Below are 23,687 nucleotides of genomic sequence, written 5' to 3'. Positions count from 1 at the left end.
GTCAGCGGGCGACCAGTGCGCTGATCCGCAGGAAACCCCGGGTCTTCAGGGTGATCCGGACCTCCGTGGTGGTGACCGGCTCGAACGAGAACGTCGTCGGGTCGTTCGGCCCGGTCCCCCACGCGATCTTCAAGCCGCGCACCGGTTCGAAGCCGCGAGCCGTCCGGTACGCGACTTCGGTGGTCTCCGGCAGCACCAGCGTCGCGTCCACGACGAAGTTCGCCGTGAGCGTGCCGAAGTGCTGCGGCCGCGGCCAGACGAGAGACACCCAGTCCTCCGGCCGCGGCCGGCTCACCGCTTTCAGCGCCGCCGTCGCCTGCTTGACGTAGTGGTTCGACCAGCCGGTGGCCGGGTCGCCGTCCAGCATCGCGGCGGGCACCGTGTCGGGGGCACCCGAATAGCTCGCGTCGGCGGCGAGGACGATCGGAACCTCCGGCTGCTCCACGGCTCGCGCGCCGGGACCGTTGCGTTGTCCGAGGTTCGTCCCCGGCAGTGTGGTCGTCCCCGGTGCCAGGCCCGGTGCGCTCGCCGTCACGGTGATCGCGCCCCGGCCGCCGGTCGCGGCGATGACGGCGACGGCCTGGCCGTGGAACACCGGGATCGTCGGCTGCTGGTAGCTCTGCGCGAGCTCCTGCCTGCCGTTGTCCACCCCGGCGACGCGGCCCGGCCCGCGGACGACGAACCGCAGCACCGGTTCCGCGCCGGGGACGACGACACCCCGGGAGTCCACGACCGACGCCGTCACGAACGCCATCGCGCCGTCGCCACGTGGCTCGGCGGTGAGGGTGACGGCGTGCGGCGGCCCGGCCGTGACGAGCCGGTCGCGAGCCACCTCGCGCCCGCCGGAGCGGGCGATCGCGGTGAGCGTGCCGGGTTCGAACGGCACGGTCCACGTCAGGTGCAGCTTGCCGACGCCGCCGTTCGGGCTGGTGTAGCTGCCGGAGGGGTCGTTCTTGTCGTCGCCGACGGGCTCGGTCGTCTCGAGGTACGAGCGTCCGTCCACAGTGGTCTTCCGGTCGAACTTCTTGACGCCGAGCGACCGTCCGTTGAGGACCAGCTCGACGGTGTCCACAGTGGAGTAGACCCACACCGCGACGGGCTCGCCGGGGCGGTGGGTCGTCCAGTCCATCGGCGTCAGGTGGACCATCGGCGCGGTGGTCCACTGGCTGCGGAAGAGGTGGAAGGCGTCTTTGGGCAGGCCCGCGCTGTCGACCGCGCCGAAGAACGACGTCTTGACCGGGAAGACGTCGTAGGGCGTCGGCTCGCCCAGGTAGTCCTGGCCGGCCCAGAGAAACTGACCCTGGCAGAACTTCCGGTCGCGGTCCTTCTTCAGCGAGTACTCGCCGCTGAACGTCCACGAGGCCAGGTTGTTGTCGTACGACGAGGTCGCGCGCTTGCCCGGAGTGTGATTCTCCCCCGTGTTGAGCAGGTCCGGGTCCTGGTACGCCCCGCGCGTCGAGGTCTCCGACGACGACTCGGACTCGAAGAAGAACTTGTCCGGGTAGGCCGCGTGCAGCCCGTCGATCGACTGCGCGGTGTTGTAGTTGACGCCGAGGCCGTCGAGCTGCCGCAGGATCAGGTCCTGGGGCGAACCGGGCGCGGGCACGCTCCGGTAGCGGTCCGAGCCCATGATGACGGGCCGGGTCGGATCGATCCCGCGGACCGTCTCGACGAGGTCCGCCGCGATGGCCGGGCCACCGGCCATGGACGCGTCCGGCACCTCGTTGCCGATCGACCACAGCACGACCGACGGCGAGTTCTTGGCCGCGTGCACCATTTCGGCGATGTCGCGCGCGCTCCACGCGTCGAAGTCGCGGTGGTAGTCGAACTCGACCTTCCCGGTCCGCCAGCAGTCGAACGCCTCGACCATCATCAGGATCCCGAGCCGGTCGCAGGCCGCGACCAGTTCCGGGGCGGGCGGGTTGTGCGCGGTCCGCAGGGCGTTGACGCCCATCGCGAGCATCAGCCGCAGCTGCCGCTCCAGCGCGGCGGCGTCGATCACAGCGCCGAGCGCGCCCTGGCTCGCGTGCAGGTTGACCCCGCGCAGCTTCATCGGCACGCCGTTGAGCGAGAACCCGTGGTCCGGGTGGAACTCGGTGTGGCGCAAGCCGAAGGCGGTGGTCGTCGTGTCGAGCACCCGCCCGGCCACGACGACGTCGGTGCGCACGCGGTAGAGCCGGGGCTCCTCGACCGACCACGGCTTCGGACCGGCGACGGTCTGCGTGGTGACCGCCGTGACGGTCTTACCCGCGGGCACCGGCACGGTCGCGGAGCCCTTCGCCACCACGCGGCCCGCGGGGTCGGTGACGGCGGTGCGCACCTCGGCCGCGAGTGCCCCGCCGGAGTCGTTCACGACGTCCGTGGCCACCCGGACGGTGCCGCGGCCGGCGGCGATGTCGGGGGTGGTGACGAAGGTGCCGTGCCGGGCGACGTGCACCGGCTCGGTGACGACCAGCCGGACCTTGCGGTAGATGCCGCTGCCGGCGTACCAGCGGCTGCTGGGCAGCGGGTTCACCGCCCGCACGGCGAGGACGTTCGGGGTCCGGCCGTCGGTGTGCAGGCGGCCGGTGAGGTCGAAGGCGAAGCCGGTGTAGGCGTACGGGTGGTTGCCGAGCAGCTCGCCGTTCAGGTGGACGTGCGCGTCCGAGTAGACGCCGTCGAACTCGACCGAGACCCGCTTGCCGGCGAGCGAGGGCGGCAGGGTGAACGCCTTGCGGTACCAGCCGAGGCCGCCGCGGAAGAAGCCGGAGCTGCCGTAGGTGCCGCTTTCGACGGGCGGGAGCTCGATGCTCCAGTCGTGGGGGACGTCGACGAGTTGCCAGCTCGAGTCGTCGAAGGCGGGGTCGGCGAACGGGCCGTCCGGTGCGGTGACGCCGTCGGGGTTCGCGAGGACGAAGCGCCAGCCGTCGGTCAGGTCGGTGGCCCGGCCGAGACCCGGCTCGGCGGCCTTCGCGGCCGGCGCGAGCGCGGAGGTGACGACGGCGGCGCCGAAACCGCCCAGGACCTGGCGTCTGCTCGGGGTGTGCGGCATCGGAGCAGTCCCTTCCGGCGGCGACGCGGGCGGAAAGCACTATCGCACAAGGGTTTCCCCCGAGCCAAAGGGTTCGATAATTTCGAACTGGCAATAACCCAAGCGACCGCTTAGTATGGTCACCGACTCGCCCCGGGAGGCAACTGTGTCCATTGTGGATGGTGTGCGGTACGCGGCGGACGGCCCGGTCGCCACGCTGACGTTCGACAAACCGGACCGCAGCAACGCGATGGACGTCCCGATGCAGGCCCGCTACGGCGGGCTGCTGCGCGAGGCGGACGCGGACCCGTCGGTGCGGGCGGTCGTCGTCACGGGCGAGGGCAAGGCGTTCTGCCCGGGTGCCGACCTGGGGCTGCTCGACGGCATCGCGGCCGCTCCCCCGGCCTCCGGAGGCGGGCATGAGAACTTCCGCGACGTCCTGGCGGCGTCGACGGTGGGAATCCCGGTGGTGGCGGCGATCAACGGCGGCTGCGCGGGGCTGGGGTTCGTGATCGCGTGCTCGGCGGACGTCCGCTTCGCCGCGGCGGGCGCGAAGTTCACGACGGCGTTCTCCCGCCGCGGACTGATCGCGGAGTACGGGATCGCGAAGCTGCTGCCGTCCCTGGTGGGCGAGGGCCGGGCCCGCGACCTGCTTCTTTCGGGGCGGACGTTCACCGCGGAGCAGGCTTTCGACTACGGGCTGGTCCAGGAGGTGGTCCCGGCGGAGGAGCTGCCGTTGCGGACCCACGCGTACGCGACCGAGCTGGCGACGTACAGCGCGCCTCGTTCGATGGCGGTGATGAAGGAGCAGTTCACCCGGGAGGCTTCGCTGTCGCTGGAGGAGGCGGCGCGTGAGGCCACGGGGTTGATGATCGAGTCTTTCGGGCGTCCTGAGCTGGCCGAGGGGCTGGCCAGCTGGAACGAACGTCGCGCACCGGAGTTTCCGCCCTATCCGGCGGGTTGAGTTCGCCGGTTGGCTTGGCAGCGATCGCTCTCCGACTGCCCCGTCGCGCGGTCGATGATCGCGTGACGCCGTCAGTACCCGGTCAGCGGCTTGAACTCCCACGCCCCGTCGTCGTCACGCTCGCCCCGGCGCGCCGGGGCCGCGCGCTCGGTGAGGCCGTCGAACACCCCGTCGACGTCGATCAGGGCGGCCACCTCGTCGGCGACGTGCTGACCGTGCCGGGTTTCGATGTCCTCCAGCCCTTCGCGCAGGGCCGCCGTGGCGGCGCTCCTGGCCTGGCTCTGCAGGGTGCTGGCCAGCTCCGCGGGGGTCGAGTCGCTCATGGCGCCAGCTTAAGGGTCGTGAGTGAGAAACAGCGTTAGAACACTGTTTCTCACTCACGACGGCGTCAGCCGTGGGTCCACTTCTGGGCCGCGCTCTGGTTGCAGTCGTAGATCTGCAGCTGGGTCCCGTCCGTCGTCGTGCTGCCCGGGTCGTCCAGGCAGCGGCCCGACTGCGGGTTCACCAGCGCCCCGCCCGTGCCCGCCTGCCACGTCTGGGCGCCGGATCCGTTGCACTGCCAGAGCTGGACCTTCGTGCCGTTCGCCGTGCCGCTGTTGCTCACGTCGAGGCAGCCGCCCTGGGCCTGGTACGTGCCGTCCGCTCCCGCGAACCACTTCTGCGCCCCCGTGCTGTTGCACGTGTACAGCTGCGCGTGCGTCCCGTTCGCGGTGCCGCTCTGCGCCACGTCCGCGCACTTGCCCGCGATCCCCGACGTCAGCGGGCCCAGGTGCGGCAGCGTCCCGTCGTAGGACGGCGGCGGGTTCGACGCCGCCCACGACGTGTTCGCCGACGTCCCCAGTGCGAACGCGAGAGTCCCGCCCGACGTGAGCGCCGAGGTGGGTGCGTACGCGTTGTTCCAGGCCGCGCCGTTCCAGGACGCGCTCTGGACGTACGGCGCGTTGTCCGCCGCCGCCGGGGCGTTCACCGTCAGCGTGTTACCGCTCGGGAGCGTCACCACCGCCTGCGTGAACAGCGGGCTGCCCAGCGCCAGGTCCGCCGTTCCCGGCGTCATCGGGTAGAAGCCCAGCGCCGAGAACACGTACCACGCGCTCATCGCGCCGAGGTCGTCGTTGCCGGCCAGCCCGCCCGGCGCGTCGGTCCAGATCTGGTCCTGGACCTGCCGGACGACCTTCTGCGTCTTGTACGGCTGCCCGACGTAGTCGTACTCCCAGGGCAGCTCCAGGCTCGGCTCGTTGCCGAGGTCGGCCTGCGACCCGCCGCTGCCGTGGAACCCGGCCAGCACGCTGTCGAGGTAGCTGACCAGCGACGCGTTGCCGCCGCGTGCCGCCGCGAGGCCCGCGACGTTGAACGGCACCATCCCGGTGTACTGCCACGACGTGCCCTCGACGAAGTTCGAGCCGCTCGCCGGGTTGAAGCCGCCGGTCCAGGCACCACTGGCGTCCTTCGGCTGCATGAACCCGCTGGCGGTGTCGAAGGTGTTCTTCCAGTTCTGCGCGCGGCCGGCGTAGAACGCCTGGTTCGCGGTGTCCCCCAGCGCCCCGGCGAACGCCGAGAGCGCGAAGTCCGCCGTGTCGTACTCCAGCTGCGTCGAGACCGGGCCGTAGAAGTTGCAGCACTGGTAGGTGCCGTTCGCCGGCAGGTACCCGGGGGCGTTCGTCGCGTTGAGGCCCGGCCGGACGTTGTTCAGCGCGCTCGCTTCGTGCAGCATCGCCTGCAACGCCGCCGCGGTGTCGAAGTTCCGCGCTCCGAAGGCGTAGTAGCTCGCGAGGATCGCCGTGCCGGGGTCGCCGACCATCACGTACGTCTCGCCGTTGTTCTGCGACCACTTGGGCAGCCCGCCGCCCTGGGCGTAGTCGGCGATCATCGACTGCGCGATGTCACTGGTCTGCGCGGGCGCCAGCAGGGCGGAGAGCTGCGCCTGCGTGCGGTAGATGTCCCAGCCGGAGAAGTTGGCGTAGTGCGCCGAGTGTCCACTCGCGACGGTGTGCACCTGGTTGTCGAACCCGATGTACTGGCCGTTGCGGTCGGAGAACACGTTGGGGTGCAACAGCGAGTGGTACAGCGCGGTGTAGAAGACGCGCTGCTGCGCCGCGGTGCCGCCGGCGACCTGGATCCGGCCGAGCAGGGAGTTCCAGCTGTCGTGCGCGGCCTGCTTGGTCGCGGCGAAGTCGAACGCCGGGATGTCGGCCGCGCGGTTCGCGACCGCGTTGGCCGTCGAGACGTAGGAGATGCCGACCTTGGCCTGCACCGTCGGGTTGGACGTCGTGTCGAACCGGACGTACGCGCTGCCCGGGCCGGCGTCCGCGACGGCCGGTGCGGCGGCGGCGCTGCCGTGCAGCTTGCCCGGCGACGCCTTCGGGGTGACCGCGGCGGCCGCGACCGTGCCGCTGGAGCTGAACGGCCGGTCGAAGACGACGTCGAAGTAGAGCGTGTAGGTGAACCCGGCGCCGCAGAAGTGCCCGGACGTGACCGAACCGGACACTTCGGTCGGGCTGACCACCGTCCACGTCTGGTTCGACGTGCCGTTCTGGCTGCCGTTGAGCTTGAACTGCAGGTTCGCCTGGGACGTCGACGGGAACGTGAACCGGCCGATCCCGGACCGCAGCGCCGCGGTCAGCTCGGTGTTCACGCCGTTGCCGAGGTTCACCGAGTAGGCGCCGGGGCTCGCGGATTCGTTGCTGTGGCTGAAGGAGACGCTCGCGCCGGTGTTCACCGCGCCGACCGTCGGCAGGATCGGGACGTCGCCGTCGGCGCCGCAGCCCGGGCCCGACAGGTGCGTCAGGCTGAAGCCGGTGATGGACGAGTCCTTGTACTCGTACCCGCCGCCATCAGGACGGCTGGGCGTGTCCGGACTCCACTGGACCATGCCGAACGGGACGTCCGCGCCGGGGAAGTCGTCGGCGGCGTTGGAGGTGCCGATGAACGGGTTGACCAGCGACGCCGGATCGGTGACCAGCTGCGCCGCGGACGCGGGGACGGGGATCAGCCCGGCCGATGCCAGGGCGGTGGCGGCGGCAAGCCGCAGGAGGGTACGCAAGACCATGTCACTTGTCCTTCGCCGTTGAGCACAAGCAGTTCAGGCTGCGAATCGGAACGGTCCTCGCGCGCTGACACCGTTGTCAACGGTCCGTGGTGATCCTGTCGCGTTCCGGACACGGCCGGGTGAAGCCGATGACTTTCCACGGCCGCCGACGTCAGTACTGAAGTCCGCGAACCGGCCCAAAGGAGACACCATGGCGAAACTGCTCTACGGCTTCAGCTGCTCGATCGACGGCTTCATCGCCGGCCCCGGCGGCGACATGTCCTGGCTGACCCCGTACCTCGGCCCGGACCCGCTGGTCGACGAGCTGATCCCGGAGATCGGCGCGCTGCTCGTCGGCCGCCGGACGTTCGGCGGCGACGACCCGCACCGCGGCACCGAAGGCGAGGGCAAGGCCTTCGGCGGCGGCTGGGAGGGCCCGCAGTTCGTGCTCACCCACCGGCCCGCGCCGCCGGCGCCCGGGGTGACCTTCGTCGACAACCTTGTCGAAGCCGTCGCGGCCGCGAAGGAGGCGGCGGGCGAGAAGTACGTCAACGTCCTCGGCGCCGACGTCGCCCGGCAGTGCCTCGAAGCCGGCGTCCTCGACGAGATCCTCGCGCTGCCGGTACCGGTGCTGCTCGGGGACGGCGTCCGGATGTTCGACCGGCCCGGCAAGCCCGTGGGCCTCGAACAGCTGCGGCCGCACTGGTTCCGGGTCGTGAGTGAGAAACTGGGTTAGAACACTGTTTCTCACTCACGACCCTAGGGGCGCATGCCGAACGACGGGCGGCCGACCAGCTTCGGCAGCACGGCGTAGGCGTCCGGCACCCAGTCGCACAGCCGGGCGCGGGTTTCGCGCGGGTCGATGACGTCCTCGATCGAGAACCGCTCCGCCGTGCGGAACGGCGAGCGCACCGCGTCCAGGCGGGCCCGGATCTCCTCGATCCGCGCCTCCCGGTCGTCGGCGGCGTCGAGTTCGGCGCGGTACGCCGCTTCGATGCCGCCTTCGACCGGCAGCGAACCCCAGTCGCCGGACGGCCACGCCCAGCGGCGGACCAGGCGGTGGCGGTTGACCTGGCCCGCGCCGCCGACGCCGAACACGCGCCGGACGATCACCTCGGCCATCGGGACCCGCGCTTGGTAGACCGCGGTCACCGCACGGGCACCGTGGCGGATCGCGCCCGCGCGTTCGGCGGCCGCGCCGATCACCATGCCCGCCTGGTCGGTCAGCGACACCAGCGGCAGGTGGAACGTCTCGCAGAGGTCGACCAGCCGGGTCATGACGTCGGCGCCCTCGGGGGTCAGCGTCGCGCCGCGGTACGGGTCGGTGGCCAGGACGCCGACCGGGTGGCCGTTCAGCCGGGCGAGTCCCGCGTAGGCCGAGCCACCTGACACGGCGTAGTCGAACACCGAACCCTCGTCGAAGACGCCGTCGAGCAGCGGCCGCAACCGGTACGGGTGACGCCGGTTGCGCGGCACCAGCGACAGCAGGGCTTCCTCCCGCCGGTCCACCGGGTCCGCGGTGGACCTGACGGGCGGCAGCGAGTCCACAGAGGACGGGAGGTAGGACAGGAACTGTTTCGCCACCGCGAAAGCCTCGGCCTCCGACTCCACGATCCGGTCGATCGCGCCACTGCGCCGGTGGACGTCGGCGCCGCCCAGCTCCTCCTTGGTGAGGTCCTCCCCCGTCGCGTGCTTCACCACCGGCGGCCCGGCGACGAACAGCTGCCCGGCGCCTTCGACCAGGACGTTCAGGTGGGACATCACCGCCCGCGCCGCCCCGAGCCCGGCGACCGGGCCGAGGCAGAGCGCGACCACCGGCACCGCCGAGAGGTTGTCCACCACGAGGTCCCAGCCCGGGTTGACCGGGACGTAGGTGAACCCGTGCTGCTCCAGCATCTTGACGCTGCCGCCGCCCCCGGTGCCCTCGATCAGCCGCACCATCGGCAGGCCCAGCTCGTTGGCCAGGCGCTCGGCGTGGACCTGCTTCTCCATGATCGCGGCGTCGGCGGCGCCGCCGCGGACGGTGAAGTCGTCACCGCCGATCGCCACGCGGCGGCCGTCCAGCCGGGCGGTGCCGATGACGAAGTTGGCCGGGGTGAACGACTCCAGCGAGCCGTCCACATAGGACGCCGTGCCGGCGAGCGCCCCGATCTCGTCGAAGCTGCCGGGGTCGGCGAGGGCGGCGATCCGCTCGCGGACCGTCGACCGCCCGGCGGCGTGCTGGCGGGCCACCTTCTCCGGTCCGCCCATGCGCTCGGCCAGCTCACGCCGCCGGGCGATCTCGTCGACCTCCGGCTGCCAGTTCATTCGGCTCCGAGGGCCGTTTCGACCTTGCGCTGCAGCTTGTTCATGCCGCCGAGCCAGCGGTCGGTCTGCGTCGCGCGGGCCGCGTAGTAGTCCGCGACCTCGGGGTGCGGCAACACCAGGAACCGGTTCGACTCGATGGCCGCGAACAGGGCGTCCGCCACCTGCTCGGGCTCGATCGCCGACGCGGCCATGAGCAGCTGGCCCGCGGTGCCGGTGCTCTCGAGCATCGCCGTGCGCACGCCCTGCGGGCAGATCGCCTGCACGGTGAGGCCGCGGTGCCGGTAGGTCGCGGACAGGTACTCGGCGAACGCCAGCGCGCCGTGCTTGGTCACCGAGTAGGGCGCCGAGCCGAGGCTGGTCAGCAGGCCGGCGGCGGAGACCGTCGCGATGAAGTGGCCCTTGCCGCGCTCGAGCCACGCGGGCAGCAGCAGGTTGGCCGCCCGGACGTGCGCCATGACGTTGACTTCCCAGGTGCGCGCCCAGACGTCCTCGGGGCTTTCCGGACCGCCGAAGGGCGCGATGCCCGCGTTGGCGCAGAAGACGTCGATCTCGCCCAGGGTTTCCCGCGCGCTCTCGACCAGCTTCGCGACGCCGTCGACGCTCGCGACGTCACCCGCGAAGGCCGTCCCCTTGATCTCGGCGGCGATTTCGGCGGCCTTGTCACCGTCGAGGTCGGCCACGACGACCTGGGCGCCTTCGGCGGCGAAGCGACGGGCCAGCGCGGCGCCGATGCCGCCGCCGCCCCCGGTGACGACGACGCCGGTCACAGGCCACCGCCCAGGGTCACGCCGCCGTCGAGCACCATGGTCTGGCCGGTGATCCAGCCCGCGTCGTCGGACAGCAGGAACGCGACGGCGCCGGCGATGTCGGACGGCACGCCGAGGCGCTTCATCGGGTAGGCCGCCGCCACCTCTTCCTCACGGCCTTCGTAGAGCGCGGTGGCGAACTTCGTCTTGACGACGGCGGGCGCGACGGCGTTGACGCGGATCTTCGGCCCCAGCTCGGCGCCGAGCTCGACGGTCAGCCGGATCAGCGCGGCCTTGCTGACGCCGTACATGCCGATGCCGGGCGACGCGCCGAGGCCGGCGACGGAGGCGACGTTGACGACGGCACCGCCGTGCTCCCCCATCCACGCGTCGCGGGCCCGCTTGGTCCAGCCGAGCGGCGCGAGGACGTTGACGCCGAGGATCTTCGCCGCGGCGGCGGGGTCGATGTCGAGGGTGGGCCCGTAGGCGGGGTTGATGCCGGTGTTGTTGACCAGGTAGTCGAGCCGGCCGAAGGTCTCGATCGTCTTCGCGACGGCCTCGTCCTGGTGGTCGGTGTCGTCGGCCTTGCCCGGCACGAACATGGCGACGTCGGGCCCGCCGAGCTCGTTGACGGCCTCTTCGAGGGCCTCGGGCTTGCGCGCGGTGATGCACACCTTGGCCCCGCGTTCGACGAGCGTCTTCGCGATCCCGAGGCCGATGCCCCGGCTGGCCCCGGTGACGATCGCGACGCGATCCTTGAACGAGTTCACGGCAGTGTGTCTCCTTCGCGATGTGGTTCCCGGCACATGCTAAGCGGTCGGTCAGGTGCTCATTATGCGCGATGGAGTCATCCTCTCAAGCCGACCCACGTCACACCGCCCCGCGCGCGAGCGGTCAGCGCCGCTCGGGGACGGTGGCCGCGGCCAGAAGGGTGAGGGCCGCCTGCGAGGACGAGCCGGGCTCCGCCGTGACCACCACGAGCGTCTGCTCGGGGGCGTGCGCGAGTGCGAGGGTCTGCTGGTGCACGGTCAGGTCGCCGACCAGTGGGTGCCGCATGGCGTACCGCGTCGCGGTGCAGGCGATGACCCGGTGGTCGGCCCACAGGGCGGCGAACTCGGCGCTGCCCGTCACGAGCTCGCCGATCAGGGTGCTCAGCAGGCGGTCGCCGGGGTGCTTGCCCGCGGTCAGGCGCAGGTTGCCGACCACCGCGCGGGCCTTCGACGTCCACTGTGGATAGAGGTCGCGGGTGTGCGCGTCGAGGAAGACCAGGCGCGCCATGTTCGGGCGGTCGGCGGGGCGGGCGGGTGCCGAGAAGTCGAGGTGGCCGGCGAAGAACGCGTGGCCGAGCCGGTTCCACGCCAGCACGTCGGTCCGGCGTCCCAGCAGGATCGCCGGCACGTCGCCCAGCCCGGCCAGCAGCTGCGCGGTGACGTCGTCGACGCGCTCGACGGGCGGGCGCTTCGCGGCGCGTCGGCGCACCGGCCGGGCCAGGACGCGCAGGTGCTCGTGCTCGTCCTCGTCCAGCCGGAGCGCGCGGGCGATGCCGTCGACCACCTCGTCGGAGGCGTTCACCGACTGGCCCTGCTCGAGCCGGATGTAGTACGACGCGCTCACGCCGGCGAGGCTCGCGACCTCTTCGCGGCGCAGGCCGGGCACCCGGCGACGCTCGCCGTAGGTGCGCATGCCGACGTCCTCCGGGTGCAGCCGCGCCCGGCACGCCTGCAGGTACTCGGCCAGCTGCCCCTGATCGACCATGATCCCAGTATGCCGGGGCGGCCGCCGCCGAGCCTGCCCCCGCGATGGGTAGGAAACGTCCGGTCTGGCCGCCGTGACCCGGCCCGGGACAGCCTGGCCTCATGACCACTGACACCGTTCCCACCCTCGACCCCGCGTCGTTCGCGTTCGCCAGGCGGGTCTGGGTCCCCGCACCCCCGCAAACCGTCTACGACCTGGTCAGCGACGTCACCAAGATCGAGCTGTGGAGCCCGACGGCGTCCCGCGTGCGCTACGACGAAGGCACCGGCGCGGTGCCCGGGGCGTGGTTCGGCGGCCACAACCGCCGCGGCGAGCGTGAATGGGACACCCGTTCGCAGGTCCTCACCGCCGACGCACCCAGCGAGTTCACCTTCGTCGTCGGCGGTCTCGACGACGGCATCGTGCGCTGGCGGTGGCTCATCGAGGGCGCCGGTCCGGGCTCGGTCGTGACCCAGGAATGGCGGTTGCTGCGGATGGATCCGGTGCTCGGCTCGACCGCGCGCGAGGTGGCCGGGCTTCGAGACGACATGGCGGCCAGCGCGGAAACCACCCTGCTCGCGCTCGCCCGCTGGCTGCACGAACACGCCACGGAGGCGTGAGCGGGACGGGGGCTCGCTCGGCGAGCCCCCGTCCCGTCCTCAGCCGCCGAAGACCTCCACCACGGGCCGTTCCGCGGTGTGGGGCGCCCAGCCCGGGTCCCCGGTGCGGGCGAAACCCACCCACGCCCCGTGCATGCGCGCCGCGAGGTCCGCCGGCGCGGGGTCCGGGCCCAGCAGTCCCGTCTCGCCGTGCAGCCACGGCTCGTCGGCGAGGTCGAAGACGAACGGCAGCTCGACGGTGTGCGCCGCGCCGAGCCGGCCGTCCAGGGCCGTCGAGCGGTGGGCGAACGAGTACACGTGGGCCCGCCCGGGCTCCTGCGCCGCGATCATCGCCGCCGAACCCGCCCCGAACAACGCGTCGCCGAGCAGTGCCGATCGCAGCTCCCCCGGGCTCGCGTCCGGCCGGGACGCCCGCAGCGCGGCCACCGCTGCCTCGGGGTCCGCCCGGGTCGCCGCCGCGGCGGCGAGCACGTCGGCATCCGTGGAGACGGCGAACTTCCCCTGCGGCACCAAGTAGAGGTTCCCCTCCTCGGTGGTGGTTCCGATGAGCAGGCCGACGCCGGCCGGCGCGTCGGCGGGCTGCGCCGGGAGCACCACGCTGAACGGGCTCAGCCCGGCGAGCGGGTCGGTGGCCGTCTCGGTCCGCAAGTCCACACCGGACAGCGCGGGCAGGACGGCCACGAAACGATCGTCCGGGATACCCGCGAAGGCCTCGGCCGTCGGGTCGGCCCCCAGCGCGGTGGCCGCGGCCGACGTGACGCGCCGTGCCTGCTCCGGGGTGAACGCGCCGGTGCCGCTGCCGCTCTGCATGATCGCCCGCCGGAACAGCCCGCTCGACTCCGGGGCCGCCAGCAGGCCGGCGACGAGCGTCGCCCCCGCCGACTGGCCGAACACCGTGACGTTGCCGGGATCGCCGCCGAACGCGCCGGCCGTGTCGCGGACCCAGCGCAGCGCGGCGAGGACGTCCAGCAGGCCGCGGTTGTCCGGCGCGTCGTCCAGGACGAGGAAGCCGGGGATGCCGAGGCGGTAGTTCAGCGTCACCAGGACGACGCCGTCCCTGGCGAAGGCCCGGCCGTCGTACAGCGCGGCGCCGCCGGTCCCGGTGACGAACCCGCCGCCGTGCACGAAGACCATCACCGGCCGCTGCCCGCCGTCGGCGGCCGGCGTGCGGACGTCCACGGTGAGGTACTCCTCGCCGCGCACCCAGCCGGGGCCGAAGTACGGGCTCAGGTCGAGCCGGCCGAAGTCCCGCGACGGCTGCGGCGCGGTGGGCGAAGGCCGGGTGCCGTCCCGGACGCCGGTCCAGCCCGCGTGCGGCACGGGCGCGGCGAAACGGCGTCCGCCGGTCGGAGCGGCCGCGTAAGGAATGGCCCGGTAGCGTTCGCCGAACCGGTCCCGGGTGCCCCGCACCGCACCCGAGGGGAGGTGCACGACCGGGTTTTCTAGCTGGGACAAGGATTTTCCTCCGCTCGGTGCCGAGTTCACGCGACCCGGGCGAAGCCGGCCCAGTCCGTGATCGCGAAGCGGGAACCGTCGCGCCGGACCTGCACCCCGCCGGGCCCGGGCAGGTGGGCCGGGAACACGAGCGCGCCGGTCTCGGCCGCCGCACCGAGCAGCTTGTGCCGCGTCGCGCGGGCCTCCGCCGCGTCCTCGCAGAAGCACGAGTTGACCTCGGGCTCCACGATCTGCTGCGGGGTGTGCACGAGATCGCCGGCGAACAGCGCCCGGTCACCGCCGGATTCCAGGTGCAGCACCGAAGATCCCGGGGTGTGGCCGGGCGCGAGCTCGAGCCGGAGGTTGCCGTCGATGCGGTACGAGCCGTCCCACAGCTCGGTCAGCCCGGCCTCGTGGACCGGCGCGACGCTGTCCTCGAAGACGTTCTGGTTCCCCCGGCCGAACACCGACTTGTGCTCGTTGACGGGGTTCCAGAAGTCGAAGTCCCGCCGCGGCAGCAGGTAGGTCGCGTTGGGGAAGGTCGGGACCCAGGAACGGCCCTCGAGCCGGGTGTTCCAGCCGACGTGGTCGGTGTGCAGGTGGGTGTTGATCACGAGGTCGACGTCCGCCGGGCGCACCCCGGCCGCCGCGAGCGTGTCGAGGAAGGCGGTGTCGCGGTGCCCCCACAACGCGGCGTAGGGCCGCTCCTTGTGGTTGCCGACGCCGGTGTCGACGAGGATGGTGCGGCCTTCGCTGCGCAGCAGCCAGGTCTGGACCGCCGCGTGGACCTCGTCGGTCTCGGGGTTCCAGAAGTCGGGCGCCAGCCAGGCCCGGTTCGCCTCCCAGGAGGCGCGGGGGCTGCCGGGGAAGAACTCGGCCGGCGTCATCTCGACCGAGCCGGAGAACTCCTGGACGCGGGTGACGGTGACGTCCCCCAGCGTGATCTGTTCGGGAATCGCGGTCATGGTGGGCCCCTGGGGATTTCGGAGGATGTCGGACATCTCCAGGGTGGTGGCGGGTGACGGCGGCGAGCCAGACCCCGTGCTGCCTACCCCCGGCAGGGGGTGGCAGGGCTTTCCAGGCGGCCGCGGCCGCCCGGAAAGCCCCCGGCTCAGCCGGCGACGAACCGCAGGTGCCACTCGCCGCCACCGTACGGCGGCGCGAAGACGCCGAGGTCGCCTTCGAACGGGGCCGGTTTCCACGGCCCGGGCACCCGCAGCTGGTAGGTGCCGACCGGCACGTTCTTGAACGTCGCGAAGCCGTTGGCGTCGGTCCTCGCGTAGGCGCAGATGGTGCCGTCCTCGACGAGCACGAGGTTCCGGAACGCCAGGCCCTCGTCGAGGTCCAGCGCGCCGTTGCCGTTCTTGTCGAGCCAGACCTGGCCCCGGGAGTCGGCGACCTTGCCGGGTACCTTGGCCGTGACGACGGCGTACGGGGCACCGCCACTGTGACCGTCGTCGGCGGTGCAGTCGAGCCCGGTCGAGCCGGTGTAGGCCGCCCGGTCGGGCACCTTGGCCGTCGCCGTCAGCACGACCCGCTGTCCCGGGGCCAGCGTGCCCGCACGACGCTGCGAGCCGAACGCGCCCCACTGGTCGTCGGTCACCGGCAGCTCCGAGCCGAAGCCGCCGGCGTCGCAGCTGAGGAAGAGGCCGGTCAGCGGCTGGGTGCCGGAGTTCGAGAGCGTGACCGTCACCTTGCCGGTGTCGCCGGCGGCGTAGGTCGTCTTGTCCAGCGCGAGGGTCTCGTGCAGTACGTCGGACAGCGGCCGGACGGCCCGCACCTCGAGTGCCGTGTAGGCCCCCCGGCCGTCCAGCCGCATCTCCCCCACGGGCTGGTCGACCCAGCCTCCCGGAACCTTCTGGAAGGAGACGTAGGCGTACCGGCTCAGCGGGAGGTTGTCGAAGGAGAAGTGGCCCGTCGCGTCGGTGACGGCGACCATGTCCGTCGTCGTCCCGACCCCGATGAAGTGCGCTTCGGCGCCGGCCAGCGCCTCCCCGGCCGACGGCTTGCCGTCGCCGTTCGCGTCCCCGTACAGCACGCCCGCGACCCGCTCGGTGCCCCGCGCCATCGGCAGCGTGACGAGCCGGACGTTGTCGCTGTAGTCGATGTCCTGCCCGGCGTGGACCTCGACGTGCACGACGGAGTCGCCGTCGAACGTGCCTAGCTGCCCGGTCAGGTGGACGGTCCGGGTCTCCCCCTGCGCGATGGGCGCGCCGGACCCGCCGTCCGACAGGTCCCCCCACTGGTTCCGGTCGATCCGGAGCGGCGTCCCGGATTCCGTGTAGGCGGTGCCGAACGCACCGAAGGCGACGGCGTCACCGAGGTTGCGCACCGTCACGTCGAGCCCGACGGTGTCGCCGGACAGCCACCGGCCTTCCTGCGCGACGACGGAGACCTCGAGGTTCGGCCCGGAAGCGGCCGACGCGGGCGCGGCCGCCGTCCCCGCCATGACGAGTGCCGCGGCCAGCACGGCGGCCGGCCGCACGAATCTGCCTGTAGGCATGGTTTCTTTCCCCCTTCGGGTTGTCCGGACGAATCTAGGACCGGTCCGGACATCCGGGAAGGCGGAACGTTCCGCGAATGTGGCGGGCAACTTTTCCCGCGGCTCGTGCGTTTCGAGCGCCGTGAAACCCGGGCGCGGAACGAAGCCCGGGGCGCTGTCCTGGTGGACAGTGCCCCGGGCTTCGGGCCGGTCGGCTGCTACCGGCTCTTGTTCTCCGTCTTGCCCTTGCCCGCGGCCGCGTGGCCGTTGGCGCCGTTGGCCGGCTTGGGGGCCGGCGGCTTCGGGGTCTCGGGCGGCTTCGGCGCCGCCGCGGCGGGAGCGGCGGGAGCCACCGGAGCCGGCTTCGGCGGTACCGCCTTGTCGGCCGGGGTCACCACCTTGTCCGCCGGCACCGGCCCCGGGGCCTCGTTCTCCGCCAGCGGGTTCGACCGCTTGGCCCGCACGACGGCCGCGACCCCCGCGGCCAGCGCGGCGAAGGCCAGCAGCCACGGCCAGCGCGCCCGCCGGGAACGAGCCCCGCGCGCCACGTTCTTGGCTTCCTCCAGCGCCACGGCCAAGTCTCGCTTCGCCGTCGCGACGGCCTTGCGCCGCTTGCGGTTCGACTCGCCCGTCGAGCTCGCCACCGTCGCGATCGCCTGCGCCGCCTTGCGGCCCGGGTCGCGCAGCTTCACCGCGCGGGACAGCACCTCGTCGCGGGCGGCGACCGAGTGCTTCCGCACGTCCCGGCGGGAAGACCGGGTGCTCTTGTCGAAGTCCTTGGTCGCCGAGCGGCCGACCTTCGCCAGCTCGTCCGCGCTTTCGGACAGCTTGCGGTCGGTGATCTCCACCGCTCGCACGGCCGCGGCCGCCCCGACCCGTGCCGCTTCCGCGGCGAGATCCCGAACACCGGCGGCTGCCGTCTTCACCGATCGCCCGACCGGAGCATCGCCCTGGCTCATTGTGATCACCTCTCACTAGTCCCGCAGGCAGGGCCTGCTCAGCCTCACACCACTGGGCTACCCACGAATCGGCCTTCCGGAACCTCCGACCACCCGTCGGTGTCGGTCAGGCCCGCACGTCGGGCAGGCTCGTGCCCCGCTGGCGGCGCCACGCGTCGCCGGATTCGGCGTGGTCCGTCGACCTGCTCAGGTGGGCCCACTTCGCGTCCGTGTCGACGCGGTGCCGCCACGCCTCGCGGCCGTACTCGTAGGCGTCGCTGCCCGCCAGCAGGCGCAGCGGCGGCTCGTCGAGGGCGGCGACCGTGAGCACCAGGTCGGCGACCTTCCGCGGGTCGCTGTTCGCGTGCTGCTCGAAGTCGGCCATCGCGCGGGCGGACGCGCCGACCGTCGCCTCGTACGGCTCGCTGATCGGCGGGGTGGCCATCGACGCGCCGGCCCAGTCCGTGCGCATCCCGCCCGGCTCGAGCACGGTGATCTTGATGCCCAGCGGGGCGACCTCGGCGGCGAGCGCCTCGCTGAATCCGCCGACCGCCCACTTCGCCGACTGGTAGGCCGTCATCCCCGGGCTGCCGACGCGGCCGCCGACCGACGAGATCTGGATGATCCGCCCGCCGCCTTGCCCGCGCAGCACCGGAACCGCCGCCTTGGTGACGTGGACCGTGCCCAGGAAGTTCGTCTCGATCTGCCGGCGGAAGACGTCGAGCGTCGTGTCTTCGAGGGACGCGCGGTCGCCTTGGCCGGCGTTGTTGACCACGACGTCGATCCGGCCGAACGCGGCGACCCCGGCGGCGACCGCGGCTTCGGCGGCCGCGGCGTCGGTGACGTCCAGCGGCTCGACGTGGACGCGGTCGCCGTGGCGGGCCGCGAGATCGTCCAGGGTCCGCGGGTCCCGGGCGGTGGCGACGACGCGGTGCCCGGCGGCCAGAGCCCGCTCGGCGATCTGCCGGCCGAGCCCGCGCGACGAGCCGGTCACGAAAAACACTGAACTCATGAGAAGCTCCTTCGTTAACGCAATGACTTTGCGTTAAATCGAACGTACGCGTGGCGGCGAGTTAAGTCAAAGCGGTTGCGTTATCGTGGCGGGGTGACCCAGCCCCGCCAACGCGCCCGCTCCGACCAGGACAAAGAGGTCCGCAAGACGGCCTTGCTGACCGCCGCGCGCGAGCTCGCGGCCGAGCGCGGCGTGCGCGAGGTCACCCTCACCGAGGTGACGAGCCGGGTGGGTCTGCACCCCTCGGCGCTGCGCCGGTACTTCGAATCCCGCGAAGAACTGCTGCTCGAACTGGCGCAACAGGGCTGGGCCGACTGGCGTGAGCGCCTGCTCGCCGACCTCGCGGGGCGCCGCTTGGGCCCGATCGAAGTCGCCGAGGTCGTCGCCGGGTCCCTGGACGCGCTGCCCCTGTTCTGCGACCTGCAGACGCACGTGGGGCTCAGCCTGGAGGGCGCGGTCCGGCTGGAGCGGGCGCGAGACTACAAGACCGCCGCGTCGGAGGCGTTCGACGCGATGACGGCGGCCTTGGTCGAGACCGGTGCCGGCCTGGACCCCGAGGGCGCCCGGACCCTCCTGACGGCGGCGATGAGCTGCGCGGCGTACCTGTTCCAGCTGTCGCGGCCGTCGCCGACCCTGCGCCGGCTGTACGACGAGGTGCCGAGGTGGGCGCACAGCGCGTTGCGGTTCCGCGAACAGCTGACGACGCTGCTGCGGGCGGTCGCCCTCGGCGTGCACCGCCCGGCCGAGCCGACCTGACGGTCAGGGACCGCTCTGCCCCTTGCCCTTCACCGGGCCGTTGCCCCGGGTCTTCCCCTTGGCTTTCCCGTTGGCTTCCCCGTTGTCCGCGGCCGGGCCGTTGTCCGCGGCCGGGCCGCTTTCCGCGACCGGGACGCGCACCGCGTCGGACGTGCCCGCACCGGACCGGGGCACCGCCGCCACCGAGGCCTGCGCCTCCCGTGACCCCATCAGGACCGTCGACGCGGGCGCCGGTGCCGGGCTGCCCGGCACGACCGACCCGGTGCCGGGATCCCCGCCCGCGCCGGGTGCCGCGACGTCCGGCCGGGTGAGCAGCACCCCGAGCACCACCGCGGTCGCCGCGGTCACGAGCCCGCCGGCCGCGACCAGCTTCCGCGGCGCCGCGGCCCGGACCGGCGGGAACCGCGCGGAAACCACCGCTGTCCCGGCCGGTTCCGCCAGCAGCCGCACGACCTCGCCGGCCGTGGGACGCCGGGTGGGCTCCCGGTCCGTCATCCGCTCGAGGAGCCCGGCCAGCGGTGCGCCCAGCTCGGCGGGTACCCGGGGCGACCGGTGCAGCCGCGCCGTCGCCGACTCGGCCAGGGTGCCGGGGTACTCGCGCCGCGCGGTCAGGCACTCCAGCAGGATCAGGCCGAGCGCGTAGACGTCGGCCGCCGGGCCGGCGTGCTCGCCGACGACCTGCTCCGGGGCCAGGTACGCGGCCGTGCCGGTCACCAGGCCGGTGCCGGTGACGTGCGTCGAATCCAGCTCGTGCGCGATGCCGAAGTCGGAGACGAGCGGGCCGTCGGCGCCGAGCAGGACGTTGGCGGGCTTGAGGTCCCGGTGCACGATCCGCCGGTCGTGGACGTGGGCCAGCGCTCCGGCGAGCCGGATCGCCAGCTCCGTCACCTCCCCCTCCGGCATCGGCCCGGCGAGCAGGCGCTGCGCGAGGTTCTCCCCCGGCACCAGCTGCATCACCAGGTAGGGCCGGTCGCCGTCGGTGCCGCTGTCGTACAGGGCGACGACGCCGGGGTGGTCGATGCTGGCCTGGATGGCCTTCTCCCGCGCCCGGCGCAGCCGCTCGACGGCCACCGCGCCCCGCTCGTACACCTTGACCGCGACGTCCCGGCGCAACCGCTGGTCGAAGGCCTGGTAGACGCGTGCGGTGCCGCCGCTGCCCATCAGGCCCGCGACCTCGTAGCGCCCGCCGATCACCTCGGGCGGGGCGTCACGGGCCCACCACGGCCGCACGCCGGACACGTCCAGCGAGTACCGGGGAGACGTCGGGGTGGCGCCGGGGTCCTCACCGAACGAGTCCTCACCGAACATCGGCGACCGGCCGTCCGTCGGCTGTTCCGGGGAGCACGGGAAGCCACCTCCGCGGGGTGAGTGCGCGCGCCGGCCGCGAGGCTCGGCGCTGGGCTACGGCTGCTGGGCTGAACCGCGGAACGATCTCGCACCTTACCCCCGGCCCGGCGGTGCCGCCGGTGCTGTGCGGATCCCGACAGCGCCGTTTCGCCCGTGCCCCGGCGGGGAACTCGCGTCAGCTCGCCAGGACCACCGACCGCGTGAGGTGGGCCGGCCGGTCCGGGTCGCGCCCGGCGCGTTCGGCCAGTTCGACGGCCAGCCGCTGGATCGCGACCAGCTCGGCCAGCGGGTCCAGCGCGCCTTGGCGCAGGAATGCGCCCGTCGCCTCGATGCGGGACACCAGGTCGGCGTCGAGCGGGGCCAGGCTCCAGACCGCGCGGCCCGGGGCCGCCACCGCGATCGGGCCGTGGCGGTACTCCATCGCCGAGTACGACTCCGTCCACCACGCCGCGGCCTCGCGGACCTTCAGCGCCGCTTCGTTCGCCAAACCGACGTGCCAATCCGCGCCCAGGAAGGAGATCTGGGACGCCGTGACGAACGCGTCGAGCGGTTCCGCCAGCGCCCGCGTGACGTCACCGAGCGCCCGCTCCACCGGCAAGCCGAGGTGGGCGCGCAGGAGCAGCAGCTGCGTCGTCGGGAACCGGGTCTGCACCACCGAAACCTCGTCGGCGTAGGGCAGGCAGACGACGTCGTCCGACGCGCGGGCCGCGGGCGAATCGGCCACCGCGGTGATCGTCGTGACGCGGGTGCCCGTGCGGACGCGGCCGAGCGCGTCGAGGATCTCCGTCGTCGTGCCGGAGCGGGTCATCGCCAGCACGCGGTCGTAGGGCCGGTCGAGCTTCGCTTCCGACGCCGGGAAGACGTCGGTGACGCCCTGGCCCGCGTCTTCGCGCAGCCGCGCGTAGCTCTGGGCCATGAACAACGACGTCCCGCAGCCGATGACCACGACGCGCTCGCCCGGCGCGGGCAGCGCGGGCGCGTGGTCCGGCAGCTCCCGCAGGACGCGGGCCCAGCACGCGGGCTGGCTGGTGATCTCGTCGAGGGTGTGCGACATGGTTCTCCTGGTTCCGACGGGTCAGCGGCCGAGAACGGCGCGCAGGGCGGGCTGAAGACGGTCGCCGTGCGCGCGGACGAGGTCGTCGCACAGCTCGAAGATCCGCTCGACCGGCAGCGCGGCCGCGGTGGCCGGGTCGGTCATCGCGGCGTGCCGGAGGTGGCGCGGGTCGTCTTCGACGGCCGCGCGCACGACGAGGTCGTTGACGCTCAGGTAAGTCCGGTTGAGCGCGGCCAGCTGCGGCGGGAGCGCCCCGATCCGGGTCGGCCGGACGCCCGTGCCGTCGACCAGGCACGGCACCTCGACCACGCCGCCGGACGGCAGGTTCTCGATCAGGCCCCGGTTGACGACGTTGCCGTAGACGGTCCGCGGGGTGCCGGTGAGGACACTGTGGACGATCTGCGGCGCGTACTCCCCCGTGCCTTCGACGGGCAGCGGCTCGTCGGCCGCGATCGCCCGCCGGGTCCGTTCGTACTCGGCTTCGTTCTCCGCGACGATGTCGAGGTAGGCGCCGATCGGCAGCCGCAGGCGCTCGATTTCGGTGTCGTGCTGGAGGTACCACGGCACGTACTCGGCGGAGTGCTCGCTGGTCTCCGTCGGGTAGTAGCCGAGCCGGTGCAGCATGTCGAACCGGACGCGCCGCCGCAGCTGCTCGTCGGCCGCGGCCAGCTCCCGCAGCCGCGGGTAGAGGTCGGCGCCCGCGTGCTCGAAGCGCAGCACCCACGCCTGGTGGTTGACGCCCGCCGCGACGTAGGTGACCTCGTCGAACGGGACCCCGACCAGCTCGGCGAGCCCGTGCACGGTCCAGTACACCGAGTGGCAGAGCCCGACGACCCGGGTCAGCCCGGTGGCCTCGCTCAGGTACTGGACGTTCATCGCCATCGGGTTGGTGTAGTTCAGCAGCCACGCCTCCGGGCAGACGTCGGCGATGTCCGCGCCGAGTTCCTTGAGGAAGGGGAACGTCCGCAGCGCGCGGAAGATCCCGCCGATGCCGAGGGTGTCGCCGATGGTCTGGCGCAGGCCGTAGCGCGCCGGGACCTCGAAGTCGGTGCGCGTCGCCTCCCCCATGCCGATCTGGACGATGTTCACGACGAAGTCCGCGTCCGCCAGGGCTTCCCGGCGGTCGGCGTGCGCGGTGAGGACCGGCTTGACGCCCCGCACCTCGGCGATCCGCCGGGCCGCGGCCAGCGCCGTCGCCAGCCGGCCGGGGTCGATGTCGTGCAGGGCCACGTGCACGCCGTCCAGCTCCGGGTAGGTGAACAGGTCGGCGAGCAGGCCCTGGGTGAACACGACGCTGCCCGCGCCGACGAGGGTGATCTTGGGGGTCATGCGAGGTCCGATCCGGTGCGTTCGAGGTGGACGAGGACGTCGTCCCACGTGGCCTGGCCGGCCGTGCCGCCGGGCGCGCGCACGGAGGCGGCGCCGCAGACGACGCCGCAGCGCAGGGCCGTCGCGAGCGGCAGCCCGGCCAGGACGGCGGCGAGGAAGCCGGCGTCGAAGCTGTCCCCGGCGCCGACGGTGTCGACGGCTTCGGCCGGGACGCCGGGGGCGAAGGCGAATTCGCCGTCCCGGCAGGAAAAGGCCCCCTCGGCGCCGTCTTTGACCACGATGGCGGGGCCGCGGGCCGCCAGTGCCGCGGCGGCCTGCCGGGCATCGGCCACGCCGGCCAGCCGGACGGCCTCGGCGGCGTTGGGGAGCAGGAAGTCCGTCTCCCGCAGCAGGTCTCCGACGTCCCAGCGGCCGGCGGGGTCGTCGTTGGTGTCCACCGAGGTGGTCGCGCCGTGCCGGCGAGCGGCGCGCAGCAGCGCGGGCAGGCCGGCGGCGAGCTCCGGCAGCAGGAAGTACGACGACGAGTGGACGTGCCGGGCGACGGCCAGCAGCTCCGGCGGGACGTCGGCGGCCGTCGTCGTGGCGAGGGTGCCGGGAGCGGTGACGATGGCGCGGTCGCCGTCGCGGGTGAGCACGGTGGTCAGCGGGGTCGGCCGGTCGGGGTCGGTCCGCAGCGCGCTCGTGTCGACGCCGCGGTCGCCGAGGGCGGCGCGGACGAACCGGCCCGCTTCGTCGTCGCCGACCCGCCCGGCGAAGGCGACCTTCAGGCCCAGCCGGGCGGCGCCGGCGGCGGTGATGGCGCCGGAGCCGCCGAGGGTGAGCGTGCCCGACGCGGCGAGCTGCTCCCGCTGGCCGAACGCGAGGTCCGTCCGGAGTGGACCGATGATGATGTCGGGGTTGGCGTCCCCGACGACCAGGAGGTCGAACAT

The 23,687-nt window shown here is 72.9% G+C and carries 20 protein-coding genes; 4 read left to right on the top strand and 16 right to left on the bottom strand.

Annotated elements, in window-relative coordinates:
• Nucleotide 1: 1 nt before the first annotated feature.
• On the bottom strand, nucleotides 2–3,031 hold the full coding sequence (locus tag AA23TX_RS13850) for a glycoside hydrolase family 2 TIM barrel-domain containing protein (protein WP_155542930.1): 3,030 nt from the start codon (nucleotides 3,029–3,031) through the stop codon (nucleotides 2–4).
• Nucleotides 3,032–3,176: 145 nt separating this feature from the next.
• Between AA23TX_RS13850 and AA23TX_RS13845 the strand changes: the two genes are divergently transcribed.
• Complete coding sequence (locus AA23TX_RS13845; RefSeq protein WP_155542929.1) at nucleotides 3,177–3,974, top strand: enoyl-CoA hydratase-related protein; 798 nt, start codon at nucleotides 3,177–3,179, stop codon at nucleotides 3,972–3,974.
• A gap of 71 nt (nucleotides 3,975–4,045) precedes the next feature.
• On the opposite strand, the gene AA23TX_RS13840 is transcribed toward AA23TX_RS13845, so the two are convergent.
• The gene (locus tag AA23TX_RS13840; protein WP_155542928.1) at nucleotides 4,046–4,297 is read right to left on the bottom strand and encodes a hypothetical protein; all 252 of its coding nucleotides are present in this window, start codon (nucleotides 4,295–4,297) and stop codon (nucleotides 4,046–4,048) included.
• Nucleotides 4,298–4,362: 65 nt separating this feature from the next.
• Nucleotides 4,363–7,020 (bottom strand): lectin, encoded by a 2,658-nt coding sequence (locus AA23TX_RS13835; RefSeq protein WP_230862482.1) that lies wholly within the window; start codon nucleotides 7,018–7,020, stop codon nucleotides 4,363–4,365.
• 190 nt (nucleotides 7,021–7,210) lie between these two features.
• On the opposite strand from AA23TX_RS13835, the gene AA23TX_RS13830 reads away from it, so the two are divergent.
• Nucleotides 7,211–7,735 carry a dihydrofolate reductase family protein gene (locus AA23TX_RS13830; protein ID WP_155542927.1) on the top strand — a complete coding sequence of 175 codons (525 nt, stop codon included), beginning with the start codon at nucleotides 7,211–7,213 and terminating at the stop codon, nucleotides 7,733–7,735.
• Nucleotides 7,736–7,758: 23 nt separating this feature from the next.
• On the opposite strand, the gene AA23TX_RS13825 is transcribed toward AA23TX_RS13830, so the two are convergent.
• The 4 genes from AA23TX_RS13825 to AA23TX_RS13810 all read right to left on the bottom strand — a co-directional run bounded on the left by AA23TX_RS13825 (nucleotide 7,759) and on the right by AA23TX_RS13810 (nucleotide 11,807).
• Nucleotides 7,759–9,306 (bottom strand): acyl-CoA carboxylase subunit beta, encoded by a 1,548-nt coding sequence (locus AA23TX_RS13825; RefSeq protein ID WP_155542926.1) that lies wholly within the window; start codon nucleotides 9,304–9,306, stop codon nucleotides 7,759–7,761.
• Nucleotides 9,303–10,073, bottom strand: coding sequence for an SDR family NAD(P)-dependent oxidoreductase (locus AA23TX_RS13820; protein WP_155542925.1), 771 nt, complete (start codon nucleotides 10,071–10,073; stop codon nucleotides 9,303–9,305). The genes AA23TX_RS13825 and AA23TX_RS13820 overlap by 4 nt, the downstream gene beginning before the upstream one ends.
• A complete protein-coding gene (locus AA23TX_RS13815) occupies nucleotides 10,070–10,822 on the bottom strand; it encodes an SDR family oxidoreductase (RefSeq protein ID WP_155542924.1) in 753 nt (250 codons plus the stop codon). Before AA23TX_RS13815 ends, AA23TX_RS13820 begins: the two co-directional genes overlap by 4 nt.
• A gap of 124 nt (nucleotides 10,823–10,946) precedes the next feature.
• Nucleotides 10,947–11,807, bottom strand: a complete 861-nt coding sequence (locus AA23TX_RS13810; protein WP_155542923.1) for a helix-turn-helix domain-containing protein — start codon at nucleotides 11,805–11,807, stop codon at nucleotides 10,947–10,949.
• A gap of 101 nt (nucleotides 11,808–11,908) precedes the next feature.
• Here AA23TX_RS13810 and AA23TX_RS13805 point away from each other — a divergent pair, with 101 nt between their 5' ends.
• Nucleotides 11,909–12,406 (top strand): SRPBCC family protein, encoded by a 498-nt coding sequence (locus AA23TX_RS13805; RefSeq protein ID WP_155542922.1) that lies wholly within the window; start codon nucleotides 11,909–11,911, stop codon nucleotides 12,404–12,406.
• A gap of 39 nt (nucleotides 12,407–12,445) precedes the next feature.
• On the opposite strand, the gene AA23TX_RS13800 is transcribed toward AA23TX_RS13805, so the two are convergent.
• The 5 genes from AA23TX_RS13800 to AA23TX_RS13780 all read right to left on the bottom strand — a co-directional run bounded on the left by AA23TX_RS13800 (nucleotide 12,446) and on the right by AA23TX_RS13780 (nucleotide 18,272).
• Nucleotides 12,446–13,861, bottom strand: a complete 1,416-nt coding sequence (locus tag AA23TX_RS13800; protein WP_155542921.1) for a carboxylesterase/lipase family protein — start codon at nucleotides 13,859–13,861, stop codon at nucleotides 12,446–12,448.
• 26 nt (nucleotides 13,862–13,887) lie between these two features.
• Nucleotides 13,888–14,805: an MBL fold metallo-hydrolase gene (locus tag AA23TX_RS13795; RefSeq protein WP_155542920.1), complete on the bottom strand. Its 918-nt coding sequence runs from the start codon at nucleotides 14,803–14,805 to the stop codon at nucleotides 13,888–13,890.
• Between the two features lie 146 nt (nucleotides 14,806–14,951).
• The gene (locus AA23TX_RS13790) at nucleotides 14,952–16,343 is read right to left on the bottom strand and encodes a hypothetical protein (RefSeq protein ID WP_155542919.1); all 1,392 of its coding nucleotides are present in this window, start codon (nucleotides 16,341–16,343) and stop codon (nucleotides 14,952–14,954) included.
• A gap of 197 nt (nucleotides 16,344–16,540) precedes the next feature.
• Nucleotides 16,541–17,281 (bottom strand): hypothetical protein, encoded by a 741-nt coding sequence (locus AA23TX_RS13785; protein WP_155542918.1) that lies wholly within the window; start codon nucleotides 17,279–17,281, stop codon nucleotides 16,541–16,543.
• Nucleotides 17,282–17,387: 106 nt separating this feature from the next.
• The gene (locus tag AA23TX_RS13780; protein WP_155542917.1) at nucleotides 17,388–18,272 is read right to left on the bottom strand and encodes an SDR family NAD(P)-dependent oxidoreductase; all 885 of its coding nucleotides are present in this window, start codon (nucleotides 18,270–18,272) and stop codon (nucleotides 17,388–17,390) included.
• A 93-nt stretch (nucleotides 18,273–18,365) separates the two neighbouring features.
• On the opposite strand from AA23TX_RS13780, the gene AA23TX_RS13775 reads away from it, so the two are divergent.
• A complete protein-coding gene (locus tag AA23TX_RS13775) occupies nucleotides 18,366–19,028 on the top strand; it encodes a TetR/AcrR family transcriptional regulator (protein WP_155542916.1) in 663 nt (220 codons plus the stop codon).
• 3 nt (nucleotides 19,029–19,031) lie between these two features.
• Here AA23TX_RS13775 and AA23TX_RS13770 read toward each other — a convergent pair whose 3' ends face one another.
• From AA23TX_RS13770 to AA23TX_RS13755, 4 genes are all read right to left on the bottom strand, one after another.
• Nucleotides 19,032–20,336 (bottom strand): serine/threonine-protein kinase, encoded by a 1,305-nt coding sequence (locus AA23TX_RS13770; RefSeq protein ID WP_155542915.1) that lies wholly within the window; start codon nucleotides 20,334–20,336, stop codon nucleotides 19,032–19,034.
• 214 nt (nucleotides 20,337–20,550) lie between these two features.
• Nucleotides 20,551–21,429: an SIS domain-containing protein gene (locus AA23TX_RS13765; protein WP_155542914.1), complete on the bottom strand. Its 879-nt coding sequence runs from the start codon at nucleotides 21,427–21,429 to the stop codon at nucleotides 20,551–20,553.
• Between the two features lie 21 nt (nucleotides 21,430–21,450).
• Nucleotides 21,451–22,758, bottom strand: coding sequence for an alpha-glucosidase/alpha-galactosidase (locus AA23TX_RS13760; protein WP_155542913.1), 1,308 nt, complete (start codon nucleotides 22,756–22,758; stop codon nucleotides 21,451–21,453).
• A complete protein-coding gene (locus AA23TX_RS13755) occupies nucleotides 22,755–23,687 on the bottom strand; it encodes a carbohydrate kinase family protein (protein WP_155542912.1) in 933 nt (310 codons plus the stop codon). The genes AA23TX_RS13760 and AA23TX_RS13755 overlap by 4 nt, the downstream gene beginning before the upstream one ends.

Origin of the sequence: Amycolatopsis camponoti (assembly GCF_902497555.1) — a bacterium.
Lineage (GTDB): Bacteria > Actinomycetota > Actinomycetes > Mycobacteriales > Pseudonocardiaceae > Amycolatopsis > Amycolatopsis camponoti.
Note: the sequence above shows the minus strand (reverse complement) of the source record. Positions and strands in the feature narration are given on the sequence as shown.